13 protein-coding genes and 1 pseudogene are annotated in these 13,966 nt (G+C 37.2%); 5 read left to right on the top strand and 9 right to left on the bottom strand.

What is annotated here, in order from left to right:
• The first annotated feature begins 132 nt into the window (after positions 1 to 132).
• The 3 genes from LFLEISCH_RS03955 to LFLEISCH_RS03945 all read left to right on the top strand — a co-directional run bounded on the left by LFLEISCH_RS03955 (position 133) and on the right by LFLEISCH_RS03945 (position 2,506).
• On the top strand, positions 133 to 999 hold the full coding sequence (locus LFLEISCH_RS03955; protein WP_007473231.1) for a Cof-type HAD-IIB family hydrolase: 867 nt from the start codon (positions 133 to 135) through the stop codon (positions 997 to 999).
• A 15-nt stretch (positions 1,000 to 1,014) separates the two neighbouring features.
• On the top strand, positions 1,015 to 1,830 hold the full coding sequence (gene pdxK, locus LFLEISCH_RS03950; protein ID WP_007473229.1) for a pyridoxine/pyridoxal/pyridoxamine kinase: 816 nt from the start codon (positions 1,015 to 1,017) through the stop codon (positions 1,828 to 1,830).
• Between the two features lie 112 nt (positions 1,831 to 1,942).
• Positions 1,943 to 2,506: a DUF420 domain-containing protein gene (locus tag LFLEISCH_RS03945; protein ID WP_007473227.1), complete on the top strand. Its 564-nt coding sequence runs from the start codon at positions 1,943 to 1,945 to the stop codon at positions 2,504 to 2,506.
• Between the two features lie 36 nt (positions 2,507 to 2,542).
• Here LFLEISCH_RS03945 and LFLEISCH_RS03940 read toward each other — a convergent pair whose 3' ends face one another.
• From LFLEISCH_RS03940 to LFLEISCH_RS03930, 3 genes are all read right to left on the bottom strand, one after another.
• Positions 2,543 to 3,445: an alpha/beta hydrolase gene (locus LFLEISCH_RS03940; RefSeq protein WP_007473225.1), complete on the bottom strand. Its 903-nt coding sequence runs from the start codon at positions 3,443 to 3,445 to the stop codon at positions 2,543 to 2,545.
• Between the two features lie 98 nt (positions 3,446 to 3,543).
• Positions 3,544 to 4,251 carry a metallophosphoesterase gene (locus LFLEISCH_RS03935; RefSeq protein ID WP_007473223.1) on the bottom strand — a complete coding sequence of 236 codons (708 nt, stop codon included), beginning with the start codon at positions 4,249 to 4,251 and terminating at the stop codon, positions 3,544 to 3,546.
• 69 nt (positions 4,252 to 4,320) lie between these two features.
• On the bottom strand, positions 4,321 to 4,521 hold the full coding sequence (locus LFLEISCH_RS03930) for an Lmo0654 family protein (RefSeq protein WP_007473221.1): 201 nt from the start codon (positions 4,519 to 4,521) through the stop codon (positions 4,321 to 4,323).
• 185 nt (positions 4,522 to 4,706) lie between these two features.
• On the opposite strand from LFLEISCH_RS03930, the gene LFLEISCH_RS03925 reads away from it, so the two are divergent.
• The gene (locus LFLEISCH_RS03925; protein WP_007473219.1) at positions 4,707 to 5,564 is read left to right on the top strand and encodes a DUF975 family protein; all 858 of its coding nucleotides are present in this window, start codon (positions 4,707 to 4,709) and stop codon (positions 5,562 to 5,564) included.
• Positions 5,551 to 6,084, top strand: a complete 534-nt coding sequence (locus LFLEISCH_RS03920; RefSeq protein ID WP_007473217.1) for a GNAT family N-acetyltransferase — start codon at positions 5,551 to 5,553, stop codon at positions 6,082 to 6,084. Before LFLEISCH_RS03925 ends, LFLEISCH_RS03920 begins: the two co-directional genes overlap by 14 nt.
• 74 nt (positions 6,085 to 6,158) lie before the next feature.
• Here the strand turns inward: LFLEISCH_RS03920 and LFLEISCH_RS03915 are convergent, their stop codons facing one another.
• From LFLEISCH_RS03915 to LFLEISCH_RS03890, 6 genes and pseudogenes are all read right to left on the bottom strand, one after another.
• Positions 6,159 to 6,812: a GntR family transcriptional regulator gene (locus tag LFLEISCH_RS03915; RefSeq protein ID WP_007473215.1), complete on the bottom strand. Its 654-nt coding sequence runs from the start codon at positions 6,810 to 6,812 to the stop codon at positions 6,159 to 6,161.
• Positions 6,813 to 7,093: 281 nt separating this feature from the next.
• Positions 7,094 to 9,783 (bottom strand): annotated as a pseudogene (locus LFLEISCH_RS03910) (YhgE/Pip family protein).
• 15 nt (positions 9,784 to 9,798) lie between these two features.
• Positions 9,799 to 10,440: a GntR family transcriptional regulator gene (locus LFLEISCH_RS03905; RefSeq protein ID WP_007473210.1), complete on the bottom strand. Its 642-nt coding sequence runs from the start codon at positions 10,438 to 10,440 to the stop codon at positions 9,799 to 9,801.
• A gap of 22 nt (positions 10,441 to 10,462) precedes the next feature.
• Positions 10,463 to 11,416: a magnesium transporter CorA family protein gene (locus LFLEISCH_RS03900; RefSeq protein WP_007473208.1), complete on the bottom strand. Its 954-nt coding sequence runs from the start codon at positions 11,414 to 11,416 to the stop codon at positions 10,463 to 10,465.
• A 105-nt stretch (positions 11,417 to 11,521) separates the two neighbouring features.
• Positions 11,522 to 12,361, bottom strand: a complete 840-nt coding sequence (locus LFLEISCH_RS03895; RefSeq protein ID WP_007473206.1) for a VOC family protein — start codon at positions 12,359 to 12,361, stop codon at positions 11,522 to 11,524.
• Positions 12,362 to 12,449: 88 nt separating this feature from the next.
• On the bottom strand, positions 12,450 to 13,835 hold the full coding sequence (locus tag LFLEISCH_RS03890) for a branched-chain amino acid transporter BcaP (protein WP_007473204.1): 1,386 nt from the start codon (positions 13,833 to 13,835) through the stop codon (positions 12,450 to 12,452).
• Positions 13,836 to 13,966 lie beyond the last annotated feature (131 nt).

Genomic DNA, 13,966 nt, shown 5'->3' with positions numbered 1-13,966 from the left:
ACTTCATGCTTTATTATAGCTAACTTTTACATGGGACGCAAAATGTGGCGCTTTTTTAAACAATACAACTGCTTTTTTCCTGAAAAAGTGCTATTCTATTAGGGAGGGAAAACACTAGGAGGATTATTATTTATGATTAAAGTTATTGCTTCTGATATGGATGGTACACTCTTAAATTCTGACATACGTGTTGCTTCGGAGAACGTAAAAGCGATTGAATACGCAAGATCAAAAGGGATTCATTTTGTTTTATGTACTGGTCGAATGTATGATGACGCAATGGGGCTGATTCACAAAGCCAATTTATATGCACCAGCCATTTGCATGAATGGTGCAGAAGTTCGTGATGAGCACGGCAAAATTTTACTTAAGCATGTTATTGATAAAGATATTGCGAAAAAAACATTTCAAATTCTTTCTGATTTAGGCATGTATACGGAATTATTTACGGATATTGGCCCGATTTCAACCAATAAAAAACAAGGCAAAGAATTCCTCATTGATATGTATCGTAAAATGCATCCTGAAAAGCCTGTCGACAATATTATCGAACAAATTGAAGAACGCTTTGAAGCGAAAGACATACACGAAATTACAGATGCTAATCGCATTTTTGAAAATGAGGAGATGGAAATCTTGAAATTCATTTCATTTTCACCAGATCCTGAAATTTTAAAACGAGCAAAAAAAGAACTTAGTGTGTCTAATGAACTTGCGATTACCTCTTCTTTTTCTGATAATATTGAAATTACGAATCGTTCGGCGCAAAAAGGGATTTCTCTGCAGTATTATGTGGAGCATCTTGGTGTGTCACTTGAGGAGACCTTTGCAATTGGCGATAATATGAATGATCTTTCAATGATTAAAATGGCCGGTTATAGTGTTGCGATGGGGAATGCGGAGCCTGAGGTAAAAAAACGCGCGAAATATCAAACAACGACAAATGACGAACACGGCGTTGCTGAAGCAATTTATAAAATGCTTGAAACAAATAATTAATTTGGGGGAATAAACATGACAATCAAAAAAACATTAACCGTTGCAGGATCTGATTCTAGTGGTGGTGCTGGTATACAAGCTGATTTAAAAACCTTTGAAGAGTATGGTACGTTTGGTTTTTCGGCACTAACAACGATTGTGACAATGGACCCAGATAATAACTGGTCGCATGGTGTAACGCCAATCGATGCTAAACTTGTTCGGGAACAATTAAAAACCATTTTATCTGGTGGAAAAGTGGACGCAATGAAGACGGGGATGCTAGGCTCGGTAGATATTATTAAAGCGACTCGCGAAGCTATCGATAAACACGCTTTAACCAATATTGTGATTGATCCGGTGATGGTTTGTAAGGGTGAGGACGAGCTTATTCAGCCGGAAAATGCTGAGGCAATACGTGATTTGCTTCTACCTGTTGCGACTGTTACTACACCAAATTTATTTGAAGCTGGCCAGCTATCAGGTCTTGGCAAGTTAAAAACAGTTGAAGACATGAAGGAAGCGGCTAAAAAAATTCACGATTTAGGTGTTAAATACGTGGTCATTAAGGGCGGTAAAGCGCTAGAAAGTGACAAAGCGATTGATTTAATGTACGACGGTCATGACTTTACAATTTATGAAGTGGAAAAAGTAAATACTAATTATAACCACGGAGCCGGTTGTACATTTGCAGCGGCAATTACGGCTGGACTTGCAAAAGGCTTATCTGTTCCTGATGCGGTCAAAAAGGCAAAAGATTTTGTAACAGCGGCTATTCAAAATGGATTTGCGTTAAACCAGTTCATTGGTCCGGTTTGGCACGGGGCCTATAATCACGCTGAAAAACGTTAAGTTTCTGATAAAAAAATCAAGTGGAATGCTTATTCATATCCATTTGATTTTTTATTTGGTTTAAATCATGTATAATGGATTTGAACTGATTTTAAGGGGGATTTATTTAAATATGGAGCAAAACAAAGAAAAACTATCGACACCGTCAACAGATAAAAATTATTTTTGGCCGATTATGATTTTCTCAGCCGTAGCCGTCATTATTATTTTATTACTTTTCTTCTCACCTATTGGCTATCAGGGAGCCGTTCATTTTGACTTAACGATTTTCCCTAGAATGAACGCCATTTTTAATAGTTTTACCTTTGTTTTTCTAGTGATAGCACTTTGGGCGATTATTGTGAAAAAAAATATTAAAATGCACCGTGGCTTTATTTTAGCAGCGTTTACGTCAACATTATTTTTCCTTGTATCATACCTAACGTTTCATTTTCTATCAGCTGAAACAACTACGTTTGGCGGGACTGGTTTTGTTCGCCCGCTTTATTTCTTCATCTTAATCACACATAGTTTTCTTGCTGCTGTTGTTGTACCACTTGCGCTTTTCGCGCTCGTTTGGGGTTGGACGAATCAAGTTACTAAACATAAGAAAATTGTACGCTGGACCATGCCAATTTGGCTTTATGTCAGCTTAACAGGTGTTCTCGTTTATCTGTTTATGGCTCCTTACTATTAAAATAAAAATGCTTAAGCCTGTGTGGCTTAAGCATTTTTATTTTTCCATATTAGGAACAGTTTTTAAATTTGCATTGTTTTCGCCTTTTAGTCCATCTGGTAAATTCCAAAGAAACTGGCTAAGTAAAGCATCTACCTCAAAATTTTCATGTAATCCACTGTGCGTAATATCTTTTCCGGAAATTAATCGCTCCTGGTAATTTGTTTTTGGGAAAAAGTTTTTTGCATAAAAAACACTATCCACATCAACAAGTCCATCAGAACCAGAATGATTTCTATCTCCGGCGATAGCTAGCATTTGAATATTTTTAGGGATTTTTTGTTTATTTTTCACGAGATTTTTTAGTGCATCGGAGCCTGTTTTTAAATCATGCGCCGCTGGATCTTTTTGTAGTTTAAAATAATCCGCTTTATTTATCCCATTAAAAGGGGTCGCGATGGCGACAAATTTTTGTGGCACAGGATAAGCGGCATCAACTGGCGTATCTTCTAAATAATTTAAAATCGCTAGACCTCCCATGGAGTGGCCGACTAAATTGACTGTTTTAATATGTTCCTCCTCGCGAATGTAACGCATGGCATTTTGGAGCCACATCGTTTGTCTGGCGAGGCTTGCACGGTTATCTTGAAAGATAATTTGAATAGCCGAGTCACCATTTTGTTTCGTGCTATCTAAATCTCCATTTACTTTTAGCTTACCATTTGTTTTAACCATAATTTGCATGGCAATATCTTTCGTACCTGAATTACTTCCAACACGGTTTAATAAATGTCCAAATGAATTTGCAGTTCCTTTATATCCATGGACATAGACGGTTGGTATAATAGTTTCTCTCGCTTTCGCTTCTTCTTGTTGTGTTTTGACGTAGAAAACGATAAAAACCGAGACTACGCTAATTAAAAACACGGCAAGCAAGCTAATAATGGTTGCTTTCCGCATACTGACACATCCTTTAATTTTAACATGTGCTTATTGTAACAAAACCCTATTAAAATCACTATCCAACAAAGGATGCACTTTATTTTACTGCAAAAGACTCATTTATCAACACGAAATAGTTTCGTTACTGCATGTTCTTCTACGACAATGGCGTTTAAACTCCCGCCATATACTGCGCCCCCGTCAATATCTAACCTTGTTTGGTCAGGGGATATCCAGATATTACTTGATCCATCACTATGTAAATTTTGAACGGGTGTATGCCCAAAAATAAAGACTTTACCTGTATGATTTTCACCGAATAAAAATGGTTCGCGTATCCAGTAGAATTGTTTCTCCTCCGTTTTTTTCCAGTCCGATATAGTTAAATCTACACCAGCATGAACAAAAACGTACTGCTTTTCCTCATAAAATAAAGGGAGGTTTTCGATGAACGTAATAAGGTCGGCTGATTCTTCCATCACACGTTTAGCGAGCTCCTCAGGTGTTACTTTTTCTTCAATATTTTCAGGGAGAAGGGATTGGATGGTTTCCATACCTCCTTGACTGATATAATATGCCATTTTTTCTGACGGGGCGGCTAACCAGTCTAAAAGCATTTTTTCATGGTTTCCGGTTAAAACAATGACCTCCTCTTCCAGAGATAACTCTTTCACAAGCCGAAGCACTGCTCCAGGATTTTCACCACGATCAATTAAATCACCTACAAATAAAAGTCGTTCTCTTTCTCTATCCCAGTCTTCAAGAATTTTTTCAAGCAAACCAATTTCACCATGTACATCACCAATTACAAAAATAGGTTTCAACTAGCTTCACCTCAATTTTTAAGCAAAAACGCCCGGAAGTTTATCATATGGGCGTCTTTACTCCTCTATTCAATCGCATCTTTTTTTTAAGTGCTTTTCAATTTTTTTAATTTCATGTCTAAGACCACTTAGACGAACTTCTGCTGCATTCATTGGACCGTTTTGCAACTGCGGGTCTTCAAAATCACGTGAATCAGCCACTTGATTTTGATATTCTTGTCTAAGTTCAATTAAACGGTCTTCTAATTCTCTTCGTTCCGACTCTTTCAAAAACAACACCTCCACTATAAATTAAAGCTTAATCTTTCTTTTCCCCAAATTAATGAAAACAATCCTATTTTTTTGATAATTTAGAAGAAATTTAATTTCTCTACCCTTTTACTGTAACTACAGCACAGAATATGCTATTTTTAATACATAAATACGCAAATTTTTTAATAAAAGGAGAGATTATTATGTTAACGAATGCGGAAATTCGTCGTACAGCTAAAAGTACGTTGCAAGGTCATTGGGGGATATCGATTGGGGTATATTTGCTTAGTGTGATTATTTCCTCTGCTGTCTCTTCTCTTTTAGGCTGGATTCCTGTTATTGGATGGATTTTAGGTATGCTTATAACTGGACCCATTTCGATTGGGGTAGTATGGTTCTTTCTTGCGATTAGTAGACAGGATGAACCAGATGTTTCATATATGTTCAGTGCCTTTAAAGATTTTGGACGCACTTTTTTAGCCTTTTTACTCGTTAGTCTTTTTACATTTTTATGGTCGTTATTATTTATCGTTCCTGGAATTATTAAAGGCTACTCTTACTCTCAAACCTTCTTTATTTTAAGAGACAATCCGAGTATTTCTGCTTTAGATGCGATTACAGAAAGTAGACATATGATGAACGGATATAAAGGCAAACTATTTGGTTTATCTTTAACTTTCTTACTCTGGTATTTAATTCCCATCGCCATCTTGATTGCCTCTGCTGTTATCTTTTCAATTGGTGTTTTAACAGGTGATTATAATTATATGAATGGTAATGGATCTGTGGTTAATGCCCTAGGATTTGGTATCTCGATGGGTGCGATTGTCCTATTTTTCCTAGGCCTATTAGTTATGGTCGCAATTTCGATTTATTTATTCCCTTACATGGCAACAACATTTGCCGTTTTCCATGATGAACTTTTCGGAGATACAACAACGCTTGAGGAAGAAGTGTTTACAGAAACAGATTATACAACCAATGATTTTGATGCCCCATCACATCCAGATGAATTTGGTCCTGATAAATTGGAGGAAGAAAAACCTAATGACCCTAGATAAATTTACAAAAAATAATCTTACTTTTGAAATACATCAAGCCACAGCAGAAAACCGCGAACAAATTGATCAACTCATGCAAAAAACTGCAACCTGGCTAAAAAACGCGGGTTCAACCCAGTGGAATGATATTTTGGAGGGTACCGATGTCCATCAAATTGGGGAACGCATTCACCAAAATGAAGTTTTTATTTTAACCCAAGGGAAAGAGACAGCAGGTACAATGATTGTGAGAAAAACACCTAGCTCATGGGATGACAATTTATGGGGCGAAAAGGCGACAGAAACCGCCTACTATGTGCATCGCCTAATGATAAGCCGAACGTATAAAGGAATGGAACTCGCAAATAAAATGCTGCAATTCGCTGAAAAGCAAGCCGCACTAAACGGTGTCTCTTATTTACGTTTAGATACATTAGCAACAAACGTGGCATTAAATCGCCTCTATAGTCAAAGCTTTACCTTTCTTTTTAGTAAAGACGGCTATGCTTTATATGAAAAGAAGGTTGAACCTTTAAAATAGACGACATGTAGCTCAAAGAAAAACGCACTTTTCAATATTGAAAAGTGCGTTTTTTTGAAGTTCATTCTAAATTTTTAACGAAAAGCATGTGTACTATAACTTAAAAATAATTTTTTGATTTCTGAAAAGGCATTTTCATAATCTTTTTTATTCAGATAAGAAATAATAACACCAAATTGCTTGATATTGCGCTCGCGCATTTCTTCATTATGATTCGTGATGCCATCTGCTGAAAAATACTTGATGTTAAAAAATACTTTTTTCGCCATATCTTTAAAATAAGGGTTACCAGAATAATTAATTAAACGTAAGAAAAATTGATGCTCATTAAAAGTGTATTCATCTAGGTCACGAAGATAAGAAGCTCTATCCATTGATTGTACACATTTTTCAAGTTCTTCGATATCCATTTCTTCTTCTGATTGTTCAATTTTATCGAAAGTTGCTTTCACAAACAGTTCAATAACTTCAAGAAGTTGCACGTAACGTGTGGAATCAACTAAAGAATCCTTTACAACAACCCCGCTATATGTCCGGTAATCTAAAACACCTTCTGCAACTAAAGCAGTGATGGCTTTACGAATTGGTGAACGGCTTACACCTAGCTCTTTTGAAAGTCGTTCTTCTGTAAGATGTTCGTCTGGTTTTAATTCACCATTCTTAATTTTCTCAATGACACTGTAATAAACAACTTTGTCGAGGGTTTTGTATTCTCGTTTACTTTTCAAAATTCTAACGCTCCTTCAACCGATGAACTTTCTCATATTATATCATATGCCCTCGATGAAACAAAGCTCGTTTTTTTGAATGCATCATCTTCCCTATTCTATCGAAATACGACAAATAGTAAACAGAAAAACTCAAAGTGTGGATTATTTCTAAAATAGAGTATGTGAATTAGCTTCATAAAGCCATTTTGTTCCCTATTCTCTTCTCAAATTTCATGTTAAATATTTTTGTTCTTTTAAAACGTGTTGTTTGTACACAAAAAAATAGGTCTTTTTAACTACTAGTGGATAAGTTTACTTTTTTTCACTTTTGCCGCTAACTTCGGAACAATTTTATCTAATGGTTTTTTCAGTAATGTGCCAATAAGAATAAACAGAACGCCAAAACCGGACAGAACAATAATATCTAGAATCATCGTTGGATAATAAATTCCTCCAACACTTTCCCGGAGCAGGCTAACCGCATACGTAAACGGCAAGAAAGGATAAATGGCCTGGAAGAACGGCGGAGAAACTTGGATAGGGAAATTTCCTCCAGCGCCCGAAATTTGCAGAACAAGTAAAATAATCGCAAGCCCCTTGCCGACATTATTAAATAGCGAAACGAGTGTATAGACAATAATCAGAAACATCGCGCTTATAAACACACTAAAGACAACATGAAGAAACGGCTCCTTAATAGCTACTTTGAGCAAAAAGATATTCCCAAGTGAGACCGTTATCGCTTGGAAAAAACCAATCGATAGAAATGTTAGTAAGCGGCCAAAATAGCGTTGTATATTGGAGTACATCCCCGCTGGAACTTCCACATCCACCCTGAGCAACGAAATGAGTAGCAATGCGCCCACCCATAAACAAAGTGCCGTATAAAACGGGGAAGAGGCAGAACCGTAATTTGGAATCGCATAATAAGACGTTTGTTTCAAATCAATTGGATTTTGAATAAATTCGCTATCTTTTTCTGCATCATTTTTTTAAAAAAAGAAATGATTTCTGATAGGTCATATTGTTTATCAAAATCCGTTATTTTTTCGGCGGCCTGATTAATTGCGGCTTCAAATTGAGGTAAGTCTGAACGGGATAGGCTAGCGGCCAATTTAACCGCTCTTTCAAATTCAGGCATTTTTTCTTGTATAAGCGTTGACGCGTTTGCGATTTCAGCTTCTAACTCCGGCAAGTCTTCGCGAATAAAATTAGAAGCGGTATGAATCTTTTCTTTTACAGCAGGATAATCGTTTTGGTAAAAAAGAACCGCCGTATTTATCCCTTGAATGACTTGTCTGAGCTTCATATCGATTAGTTGACTAGCATCATTTAAAATCGCTTCAATTTCAGGCAGACGTTCTTGAAACGCGCGTAAATAACTTTGACCCGTCTCGAGTGTTTCACGCGAATTTTGGAGCACCGTTTTAATTTCCGGCAGTTTATTTTGAGCGTTTTGTAATAGGCCACTGCTCTTATTTAAATCGCTTTTTAAAGTAGTTAGGCCGCTTTTTATTTTTGGAACAATCGCACTATCATACGCATTTAAAACTTGTTTGAGTTCACTATTTACTTGTCTTGCTTGAGCATTCAAGCGGTTAGTCAGCTCATCAGATGGCATCTTCCCTGAATTTATCTCCGAACGAATTGCGTTAACTGTTGCTAGTTCTTGTTCCACGCTTTCTTGGACTGTTTTTAAACCATCAATCGTGGGTGACAAGGGGTGATTAGGTAATGTGTTATTTAGTTCTGTTAGTAGAGAAATTTGGGATTTTAGCATATTGTTACTGTTTGTAAGTTCTTTTTCAACTTTGTCTAAAGCTTTTGTCGCGTCCTCTTGCGATAAGTTCCCGTTTTTTAGTTCTTCTGTAATCGCCACAATCGTCTCTGAAACTTGTTCTGCTAGTTGTAAATTCGTTTTAATCGCTGGCGCTACTTGATCAAAGGAGGCATCAATTTGATTCGCAAACTGACTGGCTGATTTGGCATAAGAAGAGCCGTCTTTCACGATTTTTGCGACTTCCGGTAACGCCTCTAAACTTGTATTAATAATGCCCAGTGCGGCCTCTGATTCTTTTGAGGCATCATTTAATGTTTTCTTCACAGTGCTGAAATTTTCCTGTACTTCTTTAACACCGCTTGCCACTTTTTGCAGTTCTGGGATTTTGGCTTGCAGCTTCACAACTTCTTGGAAAAGTTCATCTACTTTAGGGAGGGCTGCCTCTACTTTTAAGATTTCATCTGCCGCGTCATTTAACTCCCCAACACGTCCATTAAGTTCGACCACTTGATTGGCTTTTTCTTTTATTTTAGGTAACTTTTTCTCAATATTTTGAGCTTCTTCGCCCATTTTTTTAATTTCCGGCATGGCTTGTTGGACATCAAAAATTTTAGCTTTTACCTTACGAATCGTTGGCAATTCGTTCTCAATATCTATTCCTGCCTGATTAAATTCTGCTAGAACAGCTTTACTTACTGTACCAACGAATTCCTCACTCATTTGATTCACAATGGTCGTTGCCCCACTATCCGTCATTTTAGGTGCAATCGCATTTATTTTTTCATTAACCGAATAATCGACAGTCGGTTTTTTGTCTTCGCCCGTTACAACGGATACCATATCTTTTGAAAAGTCAGCAGGGATGTGAATCGCTGCATAGTATTTGCCGCTTTTCACTCCTTTTTGCGCTTCGTCATTTGATACAAAGGTCCAGCCTAATTTATCATTTTTCTTCAAGGTTTTTTTTAGTTCTTGCCCAACATTTACTTTTTTTGTTTCTCCGGGAACAGTAACTTCTGCCCCCTTATCATCAATTGCAACAGCAACTTTAATACCCGAGGTGTTTGAATACGGATCCCACAACGCTTCGATGTTAAACCAGGCATATAAGGAAGGCAAAATGATTAAGGCGATTACAAGAAGCAAGGCTAACGGTGCCTGAAATAGTCGACGCCAGTCCAAAATAAAAATATCAACTATTTTTTTCATTTCGCTCCCCCTTTTTTATCTAAATGTTTGAACAATATATTGATTCATAATTTGTTCGACTTCTTCTCTTGCTGCGGCAAAATTATAATCCCGTATATTTTGTAAAGATCGTTCTAAACATTGCAGCGTTTTTTCTGCTAAAAGATACGGTATAATTTTAATTTCTTTTTGCGCTTTTAAATCAAAGTCATTTTCAATTAATTGAATAAAACGATTTGCATAATGATTTCCCATTAAACGAATAAATTCAAATAAATAATCAAATAGCGCCATAATAAAAGACTCTTCACTGCCATCTTGATAGAGCTTTTTAAGTTGCTTGATTTTTCGTTCAAATTCTTCTATATCCATTTTAATTCGCTTATTTTCCATTTTAACAAGCGTCTGTTTGACTAGGGTTTCGACAATTTCAAGCAATTCCACAAACCGGTTGACCGACATACTACTTTCAATCACCACAGCACCGCGATTGGCACGAACTTCAATCAGATTCTCTTTTTCTAAAATAGCCAAAGCTTTGCGGACTGGTGTGCGACTAATCTTTAACTCTTCCGCGATGATACTTTCTGTAATCCGTTCCCCTACTCGCAGTTTACCAGTTAAAATTTTCTCTTTTATCGTATAGTAAGCTAGTTTCTCATAAGTTTGTTTTTCCATTCTGTTTCCTCCCTATGCCGAATTAAAAGTATTTCTTTCGCCAAAAAATAACGGTAACAATCAGTGTTAGGATAATCGTAAAAATCATAATACCTGAAAACGCATGAGCCTCGTGGGCAAATGGAAGTGACACATTCATCCCGTAAATGCTTCCCACAATAGTTGGTAACGATAAAATAATGGTAAAGGATGTTAGAAATTTCATCACCATATTTAAATTATTGGAAATAACCGATGAAAAAATATCTGACATACCACTAATAATTTGAGTATATGTATCTGTCATTGCAATCGCTTGTTTATTTTCAATTACAACATCTCTTAGCAAATCGTGGTTCGCCTCATTTTGCATAAAATGTTCAACATCTTGCATTTTATCTAAAATAGCTTTGTTGGATTGCAAGGCTGTAGCGAAAAAAACGAGACTTTTTTGAATGGCCATAAAGGCGTAAAGCTGTTCATTTTTCATGGATTGCTTAATTTTCCCTTCTAACTTATTCATTAAACGGATGAGTTTATTCAAATAATTTAAATAAAAGTAGGAGACCGCATAAAGAATTTGCAGTAGAAAACGCGTATGAAGGGACGTATCGTAAGTATCTAAAGGTTTCTGGATAATCGATGTTAGTACAGGGACTTCCCTAAGTGAAATCGTAATAAACACTTTTTCAACAAGTATTATCCCAATTGGTATCGTTTCATACATTGTATAACCCATTTCATCGATTGTTTCATATGGACAATCCACAATAACCAGTGAATGGCTCCTGTCCGTATCGCCTCGTTTTAATTCAATTCTTGAACGTTCCTCCTCATCCAGCGCATCATGAAAATAATGTTTAGGAATATGAAAACGATTGCTTATGTCTTCTATTTCCGTCTGAGTCGGTGATGTGATTTTTATCCAGCAGCCATCTTGCACGTCCTGAAGTTTTTTCATCGCGTGTTTTTTATCTGTGCCAAAGACTTCAATCATTTCAAATCCCCCGTTCTCCAAAAAATGTTACCTTTATTCTATCAATTTTTCAATAGTTTGTCTTTTGATGACTTTTATAAAAAAAGCTTTGAGTAAACTCAAAGCTTAAGAAATTTCTCTTATCTCAATAAAAATGCCGTTCGGGTCTTTCAATTTTAGGCTTGATGAAGACTCATCCATTAAAATCCCTTTCGCATTTAGCGCACTTTTCCATTCCAAAAAATGAGAAGTTAAAATCGTAAAATAGGCTAGCCCGGTTTCCTCTGGTAAGCGTTCAGACAAAGACGACCCCGCCCAGTTATTGCTCCCAATATGATGGTGATAGGAGCCATCTGCAAAAAAGCGCGCTGTCGGAATTTTAGTTGGTACGTTTAAACCTAGGATACCACTATAAAAATCTTCTGTTTTATCCATATCTCTCGCCTGCAAATGGATATGCCCCATTTTGGTCTCCGGATGAATCTTTTGAAACGGAGCCCTCGAAGCCGCATCAATAATCGCATCTATATCCACCTCTTCAGTCACAGCAGGATACTTGCCGTCTTCCGTAACACGCCAATCATCAAACGGCCGGTCGCGGTAAAGCTCAATCCCATTCCCCTCAGGATCAGAAAGATAAAGCGCCTCACTATAAGCATGATCCCCAGCTCCGTCAAGCGGATATTTGGATTTCACTAAATGAATAAGCATATCCCCAAGTGCTTCCCTGCTTGGTAATAAAAAAGCGATATGAAAGAGCCCTGTTCTAGGGGAACTAGGCGTCTTCCCATTTTTCAGTTCTTCTAAAACAAGTAATACTTCTCCGTCTTTTTTTGCCCCGAAAGCGGCAGAACGCTCCGTTTCATTTAGCTTAACTAGGCCAATGACATCAGAATAAAAAGTGGTCATTTTAGCTAAGTCTTGGACGTTTAAAACAACTTCACCTAATTTAAAATTCTCGCTCATCACACACGTCTCCTTTTTGTTTGCTAACTCTATTACAGCATATTTAGAAGACAAATGCGAATTATTTTACTTACTTTTTATAAGTTCGTTACTTTTCTAAAGAACTATGTTTTTTCCCATAGCTGAAATAAATGATGACACCAATCACAAACCAAATACCACAAACAATCCATGTAAGGGATGCTAAGCGCGTAATGAGAAAGCCACACATAAGAAAGGAAACGATTGGTAAGACGGGATAAAATGGCGCTTTAAAACTTCCTTCAGCGATATTTTTATTTCTTCGTAAAAATAAAATGCCGAGTGATACCATCATAAACGCAATGAGTGTTCCCATATTGACGAGTTCGGCCAGTTTACCAAGAGGAACGAGACCCGCTATAACCGCGACAATGCTTGCATAAATCCATGTATTTTTAACCGGCGTTTTATGTTTAGAATCTACTTCTGCAAGCACTTTTGGTAAGAGCCCATCTCGCCCAAGAGCGTAAACTAAACGCGTTCCACCGTAAGTCATGACTAAAATAACGGTAATCATCCCTACGACGGCCCCGAGCGAAATAATTCCTGCCGCCCAGTCTTGATTAATTACTTGAAGCGCATAAGCCACTGGATCTGTGACATTTAATTGTGTATAAGGTACCATTCCCGTTAAAATAATCGACACGAGCATATATAAAGCTGTACAAATTAAAAGTGAACCGATAATTCCAATTGGCATATTTCGCTTTGGATTTTTAACTTCTTCAGCTGCACTTGAAACGGCGTCAAAACCTAAGTACGCGAAGAAAACTAAAGCAGCCCCGTTTAGTACACCGCTAAAACCGAAAGGCATAAGCGGTTGCCAATTAGCTGGTTTCACATAAAACGCGCCCACGACAATAAAAAGTAAAATCACACTCACTTTTAAAATAACCATAATGGTATTAACGCGAGTGGATTCGCGAATGCCCTTTGTTAGCAGAAAAGCAATGAGCAAAATAATAAATATGGCAGGAAGGTTGATATAAGTTCCTTCTGCCGGATTAAAAGGTCCGGAAATAGCTGCCGGAATTTCTAAGTGAAAACCTCTTAAAAAGGCGTTTAAATAAGATGACCAGCCAGTTGCAACAGAGGCAACAGCTAATCCGTATTCAAGTAGTAACGCCCAGCCTAGTATCCACGCAATAAATTCACCAAAAATAACATAACCGTACGTATAAGCACTCCCGGCAACTGGTACCGAGGAGGCGAATTCAGAGTAACAAAGCGCAGCAAGTGCGCATACTACTGCTGCTATAACAAATGAAAAGACGATGGCGGGTCCTGAATGAAGCGCCGCAACCGTTCCTGGTAAAATAAAAATCCCCGTTCCAACAATAGCACCTACGCCTAGTAACATTAAATCAAAGGCGCCAAGTGATTGTTTTAGCTGTGTATGTCCGCTTTTATTCGGCAGTAATTCCTCAATTGATTTTTTTCTAAAAATTGTCATTGTTGTATCCCCTTTACGAAATAAATTACATTTTACATCATACACTTTTACGCTTTAAAGGTCAATAGCATTAAAGCGAGAAATTATTCCCTTCGAATATTTGCACTTCAAAATTGAGTGCGTTAAAATGA

This window comes from Listeria fleischmannii subsp. fleischmannii LU2006-1 (assembly GCF_000344175.1).
GTDB classification, from domain to species: domain Bacteria; phylum Bacillota; class Bacilli; order Lactobacillales; family Listeriaceae; genus Listeria; species Listeria fleischmannii.
The sequence above is the reverse complement of the archived record's forward strand: the minus strand, read 5'-3'. Positions and strand labels throughout refer to the sequence as shown.

Excerpts from the sequence above, each read along its gene's own strand:
- LFLEISCH_RS03920 (WP_007473217.1), top strand. The coding sequence starts at position 5,551 with ATGACCCTAGATAAATTTACAAAAAATAATCTTACTTTTGAAATACAT.
- LFLEISCH_RS03940 (WP_007473225.1), bottom strand. The coding sequence starts at position 3,445 with ATGCGGAAAGCAACCATTATTAGCTTGCTTGCCGTGTTTTTAATTAGC.
- LFLEISCH_RS03955 (WP_007473231.1), top strand. The coding sequence starts at position 133 with ATGATTAAAGTTATTGCTTCTGATATGGATGGTACACTCTTAAATTCT.
- LFLEISCH_RS03925 (WP_007473219.1), top strand. The coding sequence starts at position 4,707 with ATGTTAACGAATGCGGAAATTCGTCGTACAGCTAAAAGTACGTTGCAA.
- LFLEISCH_RS03905 (WP_007473210.1), bottom strand. The coding sequence starts at position 10,440 with ATGGAAAAACAAACTTATGAGAAACTAGCTTACTATACGATAAAAGAG.
- LFLEISCH_RS03945 (WP_007473227.1), top strand. The coding sequence starts at position 1,943 with ATGGAGCAAAACAAAGAAAAACTATCGACACCGTCAACAGATAAAAAT.
- LFLEISCH_RS03895 (WP_007473206.1), bottom strand. The coding sequence starts at position 12,361 with ATGAGCGAGAATTTTAAATTAGGTGAAGTTGTTTTAAACGTCCAAGAC.
- LFLEISCH_RS03900 (WP_007473208.1), bottom strand. The coding sequence starts at position 11,416 with ATGATTGAAGTCTTTGGCACAGATAAAAAACACGCGATGAAAAAACTT.
- pdxK (WP_007473229.1), top strand. The coding sequence starts at position 1,015 with ATGACAATCAAAAAAACATTAACCGTTGCAGGATCTGATTCTAGTGGT.
- LFLEISCH_RS03890 (WP_007473204.1), bottom strand. The coding sequence starts at position 13,835 with ATGACAATTTTTAGAAAAAAATCAATTGAGGAATTACTGCCGAATAAA.